Origin of the sequence: Acetobacterium malicum subsp. dehalogenans DSM 11527 (assembly GCF_000472665.1) — a bacterium.
Classification (GTDB): domain Bacteria; phylum Bacillota; class Clostridia; order Eubacteriales; family Eubacteriaceae; genus Acetobacterium; species Acetobacterium malicum.
The window spans coordinates 69,992-83,933 of record NZ_AXAC01000015.1 but is presented as its reverse complement, the minus strand read 5'-3'; the positions used below and the strand labels follow the sequence as shown (position 1 = coordinate 83,933).

Below are 13,942 nucleotides of genomic sequence, written 5' to 3'. Positions count from 1 at the left end.
ACAATGAAAATCGGTATTACAACATCAGCAACCGCATTGAATTCACAGGTGTCGGAAGACTTTGAGAGCAGTCCATACTGCCTGATTGTGGAAACGGATGATCTAAGTTTTGACGTCTATTCAAATGAAGAACAACATGGTGATGATGGTATTGCCATGGCCAAAGCAGTAGTTGATTCCGGTTGCGAGGCCGTGATTACCAATCGTATTTTGCAGCCGGCTTTTGATGAATTAGCAGGGGCATGCATTACCCGTTATGCCGGAGAAAGTTTTTCGGCGAAAGATGCATTGGATTTGATGGAAGCCTATCAGCTCAGCCTGATCCGCGACTACGAAGGGGCCGATCCCCATATGCATGAGCATCACGGCGATTGTGAATGTGGCGAGTGATCAGGTTAGTTTTGGAAATTTATGATAACAATGGAAAAGAGAGCCACCAATGAAATTGATCATCAATGATACTTTGGTAAATAAACTGGCAAGCGAAGGAATTTCTTTAGCAGATATCCGTGTCGTGATTGAACAGGCGGAGAACTTAGAACAGAAAATAATCAATACCAAAAAAGAAACATTTACCGCCTACCGGGTAATCGGAAGGCTAACGCTTTGGGTTGAATACAAAATTGAGGCGACTGATGTAATTGTCGATTCGGTTTATTATCATCGCATTCAGATTGAAGAGGTTACAAAAAATGGATAATAACAAACAGGAGTGTGAACTGATCTGCGGGAAATGCCAGGTCCCGTTACAAATGGAAAAGGTTGAGTTTAATTATATGAATCATCAATTCAGACATGATTTTCCGCGCTGTCCAGTCTGCGGGCAGGTCTATATCATGGAAGAGATTGTTAACGGCAAGATGAAGGAAGTCGAAACAGCACTGGAAGATAAATAAAAAAGCTGAGAAAAGGATAAAAGATAATGGAATTAGTAAAGATCACAGAAGCCGTTGGGCATGTATTATGTCACGACATGACCCAGATTATTCGCGGTGAGAAAAAGGGACCGGTATTCAGAAAAGGTCATGTTTTAAGAGCAGAAGACATTCCGGTGCTTCTTTCAATTGGGAAAGAACACCTGTATGTGTGGGAAAAAAAGGCCGGGATGATTCATGAAGATGAAGCCGCCGAGATGCTGTACCATCTTTGCAAAGGTGATAATATGAATGCAACTGAAATAAAAGAGGGAAAAATCGAGCTGATTGCAGCCAGTGACGGGGTATTAAAAATCAATCTGGATAAAATGAATCAGATCAATGCCCTCGGTGATATCATGATCGCCAGTCGCCATGGCAACTTTCCGGTCAAAGCAGGAGATACCATTGCCGGCACCCGGGTCATCCCGTTGGTGATTGAAGAACAAAAAATGAATCAGGCCAAAGCTATTTGTGAAGGGGAGCCGATCTTTGAGATTCGCCAGTATGTCCATAAAAAAGTTGGCATCGTCACAACCGGAAGTGAAGTTTATCACGGTCGCATTAAGGATACCTTCACTCCGGTGATAGCGGAAAAGCTGGCTGAATTTGATGTGGAAATCATCGGTCATGTTATTTCTGATGATCAGCATGAAATGATCACCCAGTCGATCATCAGCCTGATTGAACAGGGCGCTGACATGATCATCTGTACCGGCGGGATGAGTGTGGATCCGGATGATCGGACCCCCCTGGCCATTAAAAATACCGGCGCCAGGATGATTACCTATGGTGCACCGGTGCTGCCGGGAGCGATGTTCTTACTGGCTTATTATCAAGAGAATATTCCCATCATGGGTCTGCCAGGCTGTGTCATGTATGCCAAGCGAACCATTTTTGATCTGGTATTATCGAGAATCATGACCGATGAAAAACTACAGATCACTGATTTTACCACCATGGGCCAGGGCGGGCTTTGTCTTTCCTGTGAGGTCTGTACCTATCCAAATTGCGGCTTTGGCAAATAGATTGTGCAAAGATGAACCAAGGACAGGAGGAACAAAATGCAGAAAAAGTGTGCCTACGAAAGCCCGGAGATGATAAAGCTTTTAGGTACAACATTAAGACCGGGCGGGTTTGAATTAACGGATCGGGGGATTGAGGTGTGTCAATGGCGGTCGGATCAAGTGATTTTGGATCTTGGCTGCGGTCAGGGTGCCACCATGCGTTATCTCAACAAGAAACTGGGGATCCGGTCGGTGGGAATCGATCCATCCGAAAAACTGATTCAAGTTGCCCGAGAAACCGGAGATGACGGAGACTACCACATTGGCAGCGGTGAGATGCTACCCTTTGATGATGACAGTTTTGATGGGGTGATTTCCGAATGTACCCTTTCTTTAATGGATGAACTCGGTACGGTATTAAGCGGGGTTCATCGTATCTTGAAAAGCGGAGGCTATTTTTTTATCACCGATGTCTACGCCAGAAAACCGGAGCTGGTTGTTGAAGTCAAAAAAGATAATTTTAGAAGTTGTATGCGCGGCCTTTATGGACTTGAAGATATTAAGCAGCAATTAGTCAAAAATGGCTTTGAAGTAGTCAAATCGGAGGATCACAGCGAACGATTAAGTCAGTTAATGGTAAAAATTATTTTTGAGTATGGTTCGATGGGGATATTTTGGCAGAAAACCGGCGGGGCCTGCGCCGCTCATTTTCAGGAAGCCCTTAAAAAATGCAAACCGGGTTATTATATGTTGATCGTAAGAAAGGTGGTATAAAGAAGTTGGACGATAAGGCATTTGAAGTATTTAAGATGGTATCAGAGGGTTTTTGCTGCAGTCAGATCATGTTAAAGCTGGCCCTTGATCTGGAAGAGCAGGAGAACGCTGATCTTTTGCGGGTGATGGGTGGTTTATGTAACGGGATTGGCGGTAGTCAGAAAACCTGTGGGGTTTTGACCAGCGGGATCGGGATCTTCGGACTGTATGCCGGTAAAGGGACCACCACTGAATATTCCGAAGCGAATTACGGGAGCATGGTGCGTGAGTTTGCTTCATGGTTTGACTGGCGGTTTGAAAGCACCGAGTGTATGGATATCGTCGGTGTGCGTGAATTTAGTAGAAACGGTAGCATCGAATATCCGATTAAATGCGGCGATATTCTCATGGAAAGCTTTGATAAGATTGGGGAGATTCTCTATGAAAATGGCTATACCTTTGGCGATCGAGAGCTTCGGGAAAACGAATGAAGCGGATTATTTCAAAAACCGAGAGCCTCTGTCCTGTTTGCCTGAAAAAAATCAATGCGATCATCTGGACCAAAGACAATGAAACCTATCTGGAAAAATCATGTCCGGAGCACGGTCGTTTTAAAGCCTTGCTCTGGCGTGGCAGTATTCCGATAGAAAAATGGGTACGCCCCAAAATACCGGCGGTGATTAAGCGACCGAATACGTCGATTGACAAAGGCTGTCCCTTTGACTGCGGTTTATGTGCGGCGCACCGGCAGCATACCTGCACGGCCTTGATTGAAGTCACCCAGCGCTGTAATCTGCGCTGTTCATTTTGCTTCGCAGATGCCAATGGCGATATAAAAGATGATCTGTCCATGGAACAACTGGAATTTATGTATAATCGCGTGATGCAAACATCTGGAAACTGCAATATTCAACTCTCAGGCGGCGAACCCACCTTAAGAGATGATTTGCCCGATATTATCAAATTGGGACATGAAATGGGCTTTTCGTTTATCCAGATCAACACCAATGGGATTCGGTTAGGTGAGGACGAGGCGTATGTAAAGGCCTTGAAAGAAGCCGGTCTTAATTCGGTGTTCCTTCAGTTTGACGGCACTGAAGATGAAATTTTCCAAAAGTTAAGGGGAAAATCGTTGCTGGCGGTAAAAACCAAAGCCCTGGACAATTGCCGCAAATATCGCATCGGCGTGGTGCTGGTACCGACCCTGGTGCGGGGAATCAATGATCATAATATCGGCAGTATCATTGATTTTGCGGCAAGCTGGAATCCAACGGTCAAAGGCGTTCACTTTCAACCGGCGAGTTACTTTGGGCGAATACCCGGTCTACCGGTGGAAGCCAAGCGACTAACCCTGGGCGAGTTGATGGATCAAATTGAAATGCAGACAGAGGGGCGAATCTTGAAGAGCGGCTTCAGTCCGCCAGGATGTGAAAATGCCCGTTGCTCATTTCTTGGCAGCTATCTGGTGCAACCAAACAAGACGCTGACCTTATTACAATCCGCTGCCAAATGTTGCGAAAAAGTAGAAAATGCCGAAGTCGGGGCACAAAAAACCAAGGCCCAGGTCGCTCAGAAATGGGCCAGCAGTGAAATAATCAGGGATCCGAGGATCAACAAGCATGAAGAAAAAAAGCAACTGGATCATCAGCAAGACCAATGGGATGAAATCCTCAATGAAATCAGACAGTCTTCATTTAGTTTGTCCGCCATGGCGTTTCAGGATGTCTGGAATGTCGATCTCGAGCGGGTGAAGGATTGTTGTATCCACGTTGTCAATCCAAAAGGGCAACTGATCCCCTTTTGTTTATATAATCTGACCAATATAAATGGTCAGTCCATTTATCGAAACCAGTGAGGAACTGATGAACAAAATCTTGCCAAAAACTCCAATTGAAGAATGGATTTTAAAAAGAACCGGTTTATCATCGGTTAAACAGAGTGAGCTACAGGCATATCAATTAAAAAAGTTGGTAGAAATTCTGGGATATACTAAAAATAACAGTTCTTTTTATCAAAAAAAGTTTATTAATTGGGATTATCATCAAATCAAATGCCTTGATGATTTTAAAAAGCTGCCTTTTACGACGGCTGATGATATTGAAAAGGATCCCTTTTCTTTTTTGTGTATTCCGCAACATCAGGTCGACCGGATCGTGACGCTGAATACATCGGGAACCAGTGGAAAGAGCAAACGGATTTTTTTCAGCGATGCCGATTTACAAAAAACCGTTGATTTTTTCGACTATGGGATGAGGTCATTAACCGATCCGACCGACCGGGTGCTGGTATTGCTGCCTGGACAGGCCGATGGCTCGATTGGAGATCTTTTGAAAAAAGCCCTGGGGCGAACAAAAACGACCACTATTATTCTTGGTCTTATGACCGATTTGGATGCCGTGGAACACGCAATTATTACAAATCAGATTAACTGCATTGTCGGGATTCCAATCCAGGTGCTCTATTTAAGCCGTAGCAAGGCAAAGTGCTTTGGACAAATCGAAAAAGTGTTGTTAAGTACAGATTATGTTCCAAATTCGATGGTGGCTGAACTGCATAAGAAATTTAATTGCCGTGTCTTTAATCATTATGGGATGACCGAAATGGGTTATGGTGGTGGCGTCGAGTGTGCGGCATTAAATGGTTATCATCTGCGGGAAGCGGATCTGTATTTTGAAATCATTAATCCGGGAACTGGCCAGCCCGTAGCAGACGGACACGATGGCGAAATTGTATTTACAAGTTTTAACCGCCAGGCGATGCCGCTGATCCGCTACCGGACCGGCGATATTGGCGCTTTTTCCACAACACCCTGTTCTTGCGGAACGTTATTGCGAACCTTAAAAAAGGTAGAGGGACGACTGAAGAACCGGATCAAATTAGCAAACGATCGATTTATTGACCTTAATGTGTTTGAAGAAACCCTGCTGGGCGATGAAAATATTCTCGATTATCAGGTTACGGTGAAAAATGACAGCCTTTTGAGTATTCAGGTGAGTTTTTTTCATGCGGATCGGCGGGATGAAAAAATTAGGCAGATCAGACAAAAGCTAACTGATATTCTTTCAGTGGACGGAAAAACCATGAAAATTGAAGTTGAACCGGGGTACGTCGCTAAGCCGGATCAGATGGTCAACAGCATGATCAAGCGCAAAATTATTGACAGACGTTAATTCAGTAACGGATTTTCGGAACAAGGTAGAAAAAAGGTGCTTTTATGAAGAAAAAAATTGGCGCAATTATTATCGCAGCCGGATATTCATCCCGGATGGAGGGGTTTAAGCCACTGCTGAAATTTGGAAACCAGACAGCCGTCGAAAGAGTTGTGATGACCCATCAAAAGGCTGGCGTAGATCAGATTATTCTGATTGTGGGGCACCGGGCCGCAGCGATCAAATCCTATTTTAAAAAGAGTAGTTTCGAACTGGTGACCAATGAGCGTTATGATGAAGGCATGTATAGCTCTATCATAAAGGGAATTAATCAATTGGATATGGATGTAGATGCTTTTTTTGTTCATCCAGTAGATATTCCGTTGATCAAGGTGGAAACTATCAAGGCAATGATGGCGTCTTTCCAAATATCCAACAAAGGGATTCTTTATCCCTGTTTTAGGGACGAACGGGGTCATCCGCCGCTGATTGATAAAAAATACCGAGAAGACATTCTATTAAATAAAATGGATGGCGGACTAAAGCAATTACTGGCTAGCCATGAAGCAGATACGGTGAATTTGGCACTGGCTGATGAATCCATCCTGATGGATATGGATACATGGACAGACTATCAGGCGTTACTTGATTATGATGGATTAATGGCGCCAACTCTCTGTGAATGTTATGCCATCATGGATCTTTATCAGTTGCCTGATCAAATCCGAAAGCATAGTGAAATGGTTAGTTGGGTAGCCGGGGATATGGTAAAACGATTGGAGGTCAAGGGGATAAAGCTTGACGGAGCATTACTTCGGTCAGCTGGATCTTCCCTTATCAGCGGAAGGAATCATTCAGTGTGACAATCTTCAGGCTTTTTTTAAGGAGATGCCACTCGATAAAATTTATTCCAGCTCTCTGAAACGATGTCTGCATACGACTGAAATTCTGTTGGGGGATCGAAAAAAGACGGTAGTTGTTGAAGAAGGATTTAAAGAGATTAACATGGGTGTCTGGGAAGGCCTTCCATTTCATATAATAAAAGAATTGTATCCGGATGAATATGAAAAGCGGGGACAGAAAATTGAAACATATAAACCAATTGGTGGGGAAAGCTTTGATCAATTAAAACAAAGAGTATTACCAATATTACATAATATCATTCGGGAAAGCAATGTAAATCCTGGATTAATCGTGACACATGCGGGAGTTATCAGGGTGATTTTGGGAGAAATACTGGGTCTATCGATCAATGAAATGTTTAAATGGAGCGTCCCTTTTGCAGGCATAATTGAACTTGACCGAATAAAAGCAAATAAATGGGTTTGTAATATGAGTGGTTGTTTGTGTAAATAAGTTATTTTGGATGTTGATCTAATACTTTGAAATTAAAACAAGAGAATGGTCTTGAGATAAAAAACGAAAGGAGCTAAAAATGATAAATCAATATGCAGCATTGATGGCTGATCTGGATCAGAAAAACCAGTTGGTCATGGTCACCAAATATAAAAACGAGGGGGAAGCGGGCGAAAAGATAATTGAAAAAAGTATCTGGAGTGAAGCAGATCTTGATGGTAACATGTTAGACGAAAAAACGGGAAAAATTCTGGATGCCGTCATCAGTAAAGGTATCCCGGAGTTTTTAAACACCGAAGCAGGGGATGGGATTCTTTATGAACCGTTTTATTCCGCAGGTCGGTTGATTATTCTGGGCGGGGGACATATTGCCAAACCCTTGGCTCGCTATGGTGCTGATATTGGTTTTAAGGTCACTGTTGTTGATGATCGACCGTCCTTTGCCAATGCCGTGCGTTTTCCAGAAGCCAGCAAAGTTTTGTGTGAAAGCTTCGATACATGTTTTGAAAACCTGAAAGTTATGGAATCTGATTTTGTGGTGATTGTGACGCGGGGGCATCGCCATGATGCGGTTTGTCTGCGCCAGGCACTGGTCGTCAACCCCGAGTATTTAGGGATGATCGGTTCGCAGCGTCGGGTCAAGGGCTTGATGGAGCAGTTTATGGAAGAGGGGTTCAGTCAGGAACAGCTCAATCAGGTTCACTCACCGATCGGATTGCGAATTGGAGCAGTTACACCAGAAGAAATCGCCATTTCGATTATTGCCGAGATTATCAGTGTGAAGCGAATAGTTCATAGCAGTGAAAAAAAAGTCAAGAAAAAAACAAATCATTCTGATTTCGATATTGAAGTACTTAAAAGTCTGGCTGAAAACAACTCAGAAAAACGGGCAATTGTGACGGTAGTCTCAAAAAAAGGTTCAGTTCCCCGCGGGCCTGGCGCCAAGATGATTATCTGGGGGGATGGGAGAAGTCTAGGGAGTATCGGCGGCGGATGCAGTGAAGGGGAAGTCATTATTGCCGCCCGGGATCTGCTCCGTGAAAATGGGGGATTTCTGATGATGGCGGTCGACATGACTGGTGCCGTTGCAGAAGAAGAAGGCATGGTCTGTGGCGGGATCATGGACGTGATGATAGAGGTTTTTTCCGCTAAGAATGCAGATAATAAAAGGTCATGATCGGATGGATACTTTGAAACTTCAGGATAAATCACTTTGGGTTAAACGACCGGAATTCCTCAAAATTGTTGATATAGTAAAAAACCGAATCCAAAGCGGTGAGCTTAAAGCTGGCGATAAAATTCGACCCGAACAGTATCTCAGTGTTGAATTTAATGTGAGCCGAACAATGATTAAAAAGGCACTGATGATCCTGATCAACGAAGGTTATGTTTATTTGATTCCTTCAAAAGGGTATTATGTCTGCGAAAAAGAATTCTACCCCTATACCTTGTGTTTTGACGAAATATTTGGAGAAGGAGGTCAATTTGAAGAGGTTCGCGTGATTTCCATGAATATTATCAAACCTGATTTTGATGTTTGTAGGCAATTACTAATTTCTGCAAAGCAAAATGTGATTGAAATAAAACGTGTCTACCTCAGTGAAAAACGCATAAAAGTATATGAAGAAAAATATATACCCTATTTACGTGGGGTGCCAATTATTGAAGCAAATTTGAAAGATATGGTGTTTTTGGGAAATATTTCCAGCAAAAAACCAAAAACAGCATCAACAAAAACACTGAATATTATTGCTAAGCTGGCAAAAGGAAAAATTCGCCAATTGCTTGATACGATGGAAGATGAGCCAATATTAGCCGTTGAGCAGAAACAATTTGATGAGCATGATAAACCAATTGAATGGCGCGTGCTATATTTTGCGGAGTCTGGGAAAAAAGGATTAAGAGCAGTGACATCAGCTATTTAAATGATTGCTTTTATAGGCTCTAAAAAATTTTCACATATTCGAATGATTAAATCAAATGAGATCAAATTACGGAAAAAATAAACAATCCTGCCTTTCACTTTAACGAAGGCAGGATTGTTTATTAGATGTTAAAAATTTATAGTATTAGCGTACAAAACCGCCAATCGGGGTCATATACACGCCACCAAATCCAGCTAAGGCTTCTTTAACAGCATCATTTGGGTTTCCGTAAACTTCAAAACGGGTTGCATCGCCAGTTTCCATCAGTCTACCGGCATATTTTTCAACAAAGGTTGATAAATGTGCTAAAGTAGCTTCGGAGTCAGCATAGCATTCATGAATGTGGCAGATAGTGTTGTCGGCGTTGATCATCCATTCATAAGCGATGGTACCGGGTTCATTGGCTTTGGTAGCATCAACCATTTCCGTCATCAAAGCCTTAAGGTTTTCCAATTGACCTTCTTTAATTGTAAGTTCAAATATCCAAAATACATTTTTGTTCATTTTTTTCTCCTTTAGTTTTTTAATTTTACCAAATGTGAGCAGTGAGCCCGAGACGAGCCATAATCTCCAGATAGGCACGATAGGTTTGTTCGATCTTTTCTTGATTGAAACGATAGCTGGGCCCTGTCATCACGAGGCAGCCAATCAGCTGATCACCAGTCCGATAGGGAACAGCAAAACAATTAAGGCCTTCTTCAACTTCTTCCAAATCGGTTGCGTAAGTAAAATTATCTGTGATCCCATTAAAAACTTTAGCTATGGCAGAATTTTCCGGTAAATCAATATAATCATCATTATCGGGGATCACTTTTAGCGATTGGGTAGAAACGACGACGTCAAGATAGTAATAACGATCGCCTATTTTTATCTCAAAATAAGCAGTCTCATTTATTTCAGCGACCAGGGCTTCCAGTAATGCATGGATTGATTGGTGTATGACTGATTTCTTTTGAAAAGAAAGACCCAGCTTCAGACAATTTAGGCCCAGGGTGTACGCTAACCCTCCATTTGTTCTGACAATATATCCAGTATGTTCAAGGGTCTGCAGGATCCCGAAAGTTGTCGAGGTTTTAAGTGAAACAGCGTTGCTGATATCATGTAACTTAGCACTGCCATGATTGGCAATATAGTCCAGGATCATGGTTGATCTTTCAATTGACTGAATATATTTTTTTTCGCTCATGGAATCATCCCTTTCTTACTTTGGCAAGTTAGTCAATCGATCATATGAAAATAGGTACCTGTGACTGACAAGGTAATAATAATATGGAGATATTAAAATGTCAATTAAAATTTAGCATTGATGAAAGTATTAATTTAATTATATAAAAAGTTCGATAATAATGAAAAAATAATCAATTTTAGAGTCTGCTGCTGCAAAATATTAAACAATGCTTAATTATTAATTTAGTTAATGGTTACAAAAAAGTGCCTACTTTCCAAAACTCGGCGATCACTCTATAATGAATTAATAAGACCGATTAGTAAAAAATATGCAGATAAATCTTTTCTTGACGGAATAATATAAAGGAGGCGGCTATGAAATCAGCAAACCAATTAACAAAGGAAATAAAAGCTTATGCCGAAAACCAGGAGATTGATATTTTTGGCATCGCTGATGTCAAGATGATCAATGAGCACGCCCGCAAGGGCAGACGACCCCAGGATCTTTATCCCAGCGCCAAGGCGGTGCTGATTTTTGGTTGCGGCATGGCCGATCCCTTTTCCCGGGGCTGGGTCTATAACGGCAAAGGCGGGGCCTACTTTTCGCTGACTTCCAGCGAACTGGAGAACCGCAAATGGAAATTGATGGCTTTTCTCAGAAACGCAGGCTATCAGAGTTTTGGCGGCGAGATGCACGGCGGTGGGATGTTGGAGAGCGGCCTGCGGATGGCCAATATTGCCGAACGCATCGGCATCGGGTACATCGGTAAGAGTAATCTGCTGATTACTGAAAAATACGGGCCCCGGCAGAACCTCCATTTTTTAGCGACCGATGCGCCGCTGCTACCGGATTCGGGCCAGGTTGAAAATCAATGCGGCAGCTGTCGGGTCTGTCAGGAGTTCTGCACCAGCGGCGCCATTATGGGGGACGGTTATTTTCATGCCCGCCAGTGTGAAGCGGTGATCAATTGCGGCCCCAACAAGATCCATCACACCCGCTATGTCAATACCGACTGCGACATGTGCCTGCGGATGTGTCCCAAAGGAAAGCATCATTGGGAAAAGGAAGAATGTCAGGGAACCTGGTTTGCGAAGCTCGAAAAAGTTAAACAAGGGGAAAGTAAATGAAAGCACAATGGCATACCAAACGACGCAAAGAAGACTTGAAGATCCCCGAAAAATATCGGGAAATGAGCCCGGAAATGCAAAACCGGCGGGAGCTCACCTTCCTGCTCCAGGAAGCGGCCTTTGCCGAAAAAATGACACTGTACCATGTTATTGATCTGGATCAGCTGGATAAACAGAAAAAAGACATCTTCTTGAAAGACCTGCCGGAGGCCAGATCCGTGATCTTTCTGGGTACACCGATTTTTGAACCGTTACTGTTGATGGAGCAGACTGTCTACGGGTCACTCGGCGAAAAAAAGACTACCATGGCCGAGTCCCAGGTGGAATGCGATTTGCGATCTTTCAGTGACAAACTGGAAACCATGGGATATGATGTGACCATAAAACTGCCCACGATACTCCCCGATCCGGACTTTGCCGAGATCCTGGCCCTGACCAAGGCGGGCTTTAAGGGCAAAAATCACCGTTTGATCATAGAGCATTTCGGCTGTCGCATCTGCGTCGGCTATCTGGTTTCCAATGCCCCGCTGATGGGTGGTGATTACCGCTACCCGGATTTTGATGTCGATCGATGCGGGGACTGTCAGATTTGTATCGATGCCTGCCTGGCCGGAGCTTTGACCCAATCGGGTTATGATCAGAAACGCTGTATGGACTATCGGGAGAACTTAAACAATCAGAAAAGCATCGCCGCCCACAGTATTGTGAAGTGCAACCGCTGCATGGCCTGCTGTCCCATTGGTGAAAAAACGCTCTGGGAATAAAAAAAGACAATGATCAACAAGAAGAAAACCATCACAGAAATTTAAGAGGATTAGAAATGAACAATTTAGAACAGCGCATCAATGCGGCCCGAGAAGCCATAATAGCCAGTGATTATCTTTTAATCGGCGGCGGTGCCGGACTTTCGGCCGCCGCCGGCCTGGATTACGGCGGCAAACGGTTTACCGATAACTTTGCCGATTTCATCGAAAAATACGGGATCACGGATATGTACGCCGGGTCGTTTTATCCCTTTGAAACGGAGGCCGAATCCTGGGCGCATTGGGCCAGACATATTGATGTCAACCGCTATGCGATGCCGGCAACCCGGCTGTATCAGGACATTTTTGAACTGGCCGGGGCGAAAGAATATTTTGTGCTGTCCACCAATGTCGAAAGCCAGTTTGTCAAAGGCGGCTTTCCAGCTGAAAAAGTTTTTGAAGTCCAGGGCGATTACGCCTTTATTCAGTGTGCCAAAGCCTGCCATGATACCTTATACGATAATGCCAAGCTGATTAAAAAGATGCTGGCAGCCACGGCAGATTGCAAAATTCCGTCCGAATTGGTACCAAAATGTCCGGTTTGCGGCGGCAGCATGGACGTCAATCTCCGCCATAACCAGTATTTTGTTCAGGATCAGGCCTGGTATGCGGCCGAAAAACGCTACGAAGCCTTTCTCAGTGCCAGTCAGGGGAAAAAGCTGACGCTGCTGGAATTTGGGGTGGGCTTTAATACCCCGGGGATCATCCGTTATCCCTTTGAAACCATGACCTACCAGAATCCACATGCCACGTTGATCCGCTTTAACCGGGATTACCCCATGGGTGCGGCGGAAAATACCGACCGCACGATTTCCTTTAGTGAAGCGATCGGGCCGATCGTCACGACCTTACTTAAAAAGGAGTCTGAACAATGAATCGCTCAGAAGCACTCGCCTATTTAATCACCGAACTGGGCCGCGAAAACCAGGCTTATCAAAACCTGGCCATACCGGTCGATGATGATGAAAAACGGAGCCTGTTGCGGGCGCTGATGAATGTCCGTGAGCCGGGGCCAATCAGTTCGGCGTTTCTTGCGGTTCAGGATCAGTTGCTGCAGCAGGAAGTCCAGGCAAAGGGCATCGTCACGCTCGGTGAGATTGAGACGGTGAACCAGTGGCGGGACCGAATTGGCGGACCAGCCGGGCCATTTGGCGATAAACTGTCGCTCTGGCAGGGCGATATCACCCGGCTGGCCGTGGATGCCATTGTCAATGCAGCCAACAGTCAGCTGCTGGGTTGTTTTGTCCCCGGCCACAATTGCATTGACAACGTGATCCACAGCGCAGCTGGCATTCAGTTACGGGAAGCCTGTGATGCTTTAATAACGGCTCAAAACATGCCGGAACCAACCGGAGCAGCAAAAATAACCAGTGCTTATAACCTGCCAAGCAAGCATGTGATTCACACGGTTGGGCCCATCGTTCAGGATGGCTTAACACCGGGCCTGGAACAGGATCTGGCCAACAGTTATCGCGCCTGTCTCGAAATTGCGGTAGCAAATCAGGTTCATAGTCTGGCCTTCTGCTGCATCTCCACCGGGGTTTTCCGTTTTCCCAATCAAGCGGCAGCAGCCATTGCCATCGCTACGGTGCGGGCATTTCTGGAGGCGCATGCAGAAAAATTTGAGCGGATTATTTTTAATGTGTTTCTGGACCGGGATGTGGCCATTTATCAAAAGCTTTTAGATAGCCAATTAATAGATGGATAGAAATAGAAATACCTTAACGGTAAAATTTTAAT

At 44.2% G+C, this 13,942-nt stretch carries 18 protein-coding genes; 16 read left to right on the top strand and 2 right to left on the bottom strand.

The genetic code is table 11. The annotated features are described in order from the left end of the window. Positions 1 to 3: 3 nt before the first annotated feature. The 12 genes from A3KS_RS20500 (at position 4) to A3KS_RS0107285 (ending at position 9,104) form a co-directional block, all read left to right on the top strand. The gene (locus tag A3KS_RS20500; RefSeq protein WP_051355736.1) at positions 4 to 390 is read left to right on the top strand and encodes a NifB/NifX family molybdenum-iron cluster-binding protein; all 387 of its coding nucleotides are present in this window, start codon (positions 4 to 6) and stop codon (positions 388 to 390) included. Between the two features lie 49 nt (positions 391 to 439). After that, complete coding sequence (locus A3KS_RS0107335) at positions 440 to 700, top strand: hypothetical protein (RefSeq protein ID WP_026394364.1); 261 nt, start codon at positions 440 to 442, stop codon at positions 698 to 700. Next, positions 693 to 896: a DVU_1557 family redox protein gene (locus tag A3KS_RS0107330; RefSeq protein WP_026394363.1), complete on the top strand. Its 204-nt coding sequence runs from the start codon at positions 693 to 695 to the stop codon at positions 894 to 896. Before A3KS_RS0107335 ends, A3KS_RS0107330 begins: the two co-directional genes overlap by 8 nt. A 26-nt stretch (positions 897 to 922) precedes the next feature. Next, positions 923 to 1,942: a molybdopterin-binding protein gene (locus tag A3KS_RS0107325; RefSeq protein ID WP_026394362.1), complete on the top strand. Its 1,020-nt coding sequence runs from the start codon at positions 923 to 925 to the stop codon at positions 1,940 to 1,942. Between the two features lie 36 nt (positions 1,943 to 1,978). Then, positions 1,979 to 2,695 carry a DVU_1556 family methyltransferase gene (gene trsM / locus A3KS_RS0107320; protein ID WP_026394361.1) on the top strand — a complete coding sequence of 239 codons (717 nt, stop codon included), beginning with the start codon at positions 1,979 to 1,981 and terminating at the stop codon, positions 2,693 to 2,695. 5 nt (positions 2,696 to 2,700) lie between these two features. Beyond that, positions 2,701 to 3,165, top strand: coding sequence for a DVU_1555 family C-GCAxxG-C-C protein (locus A3KS_RS0107315; protein ID WP_026394360.1), 465 nt, complete (start codon positions 2,701 to 2,703; stop codon positions 3,163 to 3,165). Then, positions 3,162 to 4,529 carry a radical SAM (seleno)protein TrsS gene (gene trsS / locus A3KS_RS0107310; protein WP_026394359.1) on the top strand — a complete coding sequence of 456 codons (1,368 nt, stop codon included), beginning with the start codon at positions 3,162 to 3,164 and terminating at the stop codon, positions 4,527 to 4,529. Before A3KS_RS0107315 ends, trsS begins: the two co-directional genes overlap by 4 nt. 7 nt (positions 4,530 to 4,536) lie before the next feature. Beyond that, positions 4,537 to 5,844 (top strand): DVU_1553 family AMP-dependent CoA ligase, encoded by a 1,308-nt coding sequence (locus tag A3KS_RS0107305; RefSeq protein ID WP_035355607.1) that lies wholly within the window; start codon positions 4,537 to 4,539, stop codon positions 5,842 to 5,844. 44 nt (positions 5,845 to 5,888) lie between these two features. Next, a complete protein-coding gene (locus A3KS_RS20495; protein WP_051355735.1) occupies positions 5,889 to 6,686 on the top strand; it encodes a nucleotidyltransferase family protein in 798 nt (265 codons plus the stop codon). Next, positions 6,622 to 7,179: a histidine phosphatase family protein gene (locus A3KS_RS20490; RefSeq protein WP_051355734.1), complete on the top strand. Its 558-nt coding sequence runs from the start codon at positions 6,622 to 6,624 to the stop codon at positions 7,177 to 7,179. The genes A3KS_RS20495 and A3KS_RS20490 overlap by 65 nt, the downstream gene beginning before the upstream one ends. A 79-nt stretch (positions 7,180 to 7,258) precedes the next feature. Continuing rightward, positions 7,259 to 8,356, top strand: a complete 1,098-nt coding sequence (locus tag A3KS_RS0107290) for an XdhC family protein (protein ID WP_026394357.1) — start codon at positions 7,259 to 7,261, stop codon at positions 8,354 to 8,356. 4 nt (positions 8,357 to 8,360) lie between these two features. Beyond that, on the top strand, positions 8,361 to 9,104 hold the full coding sequence (locus tag A3KS_RS0107285; protein WP_169727698.1) for a GntR family transcriptional regulator: 744 nt from the start codon (positions 8,361 to 8,363) through the stop codon (positions 9,102 to 9,104). Positions 9,105 to 9,248: 144 nt separating this feature from the next. Here the strand turns inward: A3KS_RS0107285 and A3KS_RS0107280 are convergent, their stop codons facing one another. Next, positions 9,249 to 9,608 carry a putative quinol monooxygenase gene (locus A3KS_RS0107280; protein ID WP_026394355.1) on the bottom strand — a complete coding sequence of 120 codons (360 nt, stop codon included), beginning with the start codon at positions 9,606 to 9,608 and terminating at the stop codon, positions 9,249 to 9,251. Between the two features lie 25 nt (positions 9,609 to 9,633). Beyond that, on the bottom strand, positions 9,634 to 10,290 hold the full coding sequence (locus tag A3KS_RS0107275) for an IclR family transcriptional regulator (RefSeq protein WP_026394354.1): 657 nt from the start codon (positions 10,288 to 10,290) through the stop codon (positions 9,634 to 9,636). Between the two features lie 356 nt (positions 10,291 to 10,646). On the opposite strand from A3KS_RS0107275, the gene A3KS_RS0107270 reads away from it, so the two are divergent. The 4 genes from A3KS_RS0107270 to A3KS_RS0107255 are packed head-to-tail and all read left to right on the top strand — an operon-like array spanning position 10,647 to position 13,910. Then, positions 10,647 to 11,399, top strand: a complete 753-nt coding sequence (locus A3KS_RS0107270; RefSeq protein WP_026394353.1) for an epoxyqueuosine reductase — start codon at positions 10,647 to 10,649, stop codon at positions 11,397 to 11,399. Beyond that, entirely contained in the window at positions 11,396 to 12,163 is a 768-nt protein-coding gene (locus A3KS_RS0107265; RefSeq protein WP_026394352.1) for a hypothetical protein, read from the top strand. Before A3KS_RS0107270 ends, A3KS_RS0107265 begins: the two co-directional genes overlap by 4 nt. Positions 12,164 to 12,219: 56 nt before the next feature. Next, positions 12,220 to 13,077: an SIR2 family NAD-dependent protein deacylase gene (locus A3KS_RS0107260; protein ID WP_026394351.1), complete on the top strand. Its 858-nt coding sequence runs from the start codon at positions 12,220 to 12,222 to the stop codon at positions 13,075 to 13,077. Then, positions 13,074 to 13,910, top strand: a complete 837-nt coding sequence (locus A3KS_RS0107255; protein WP_026394350.1) for a protein-ADP-ribose hydrolase — start codon at positions 13,074 to 13,076, stop codon at positions 13,908 to 13,910. Before A3KS_RS0107260 ends, A3KS_RS0107255 begins: the two co-directional genes overlap by 4 nt. The last annotated feature ends 32 nt before the right edge of the window (positions 13,911 to 13,942 follow it).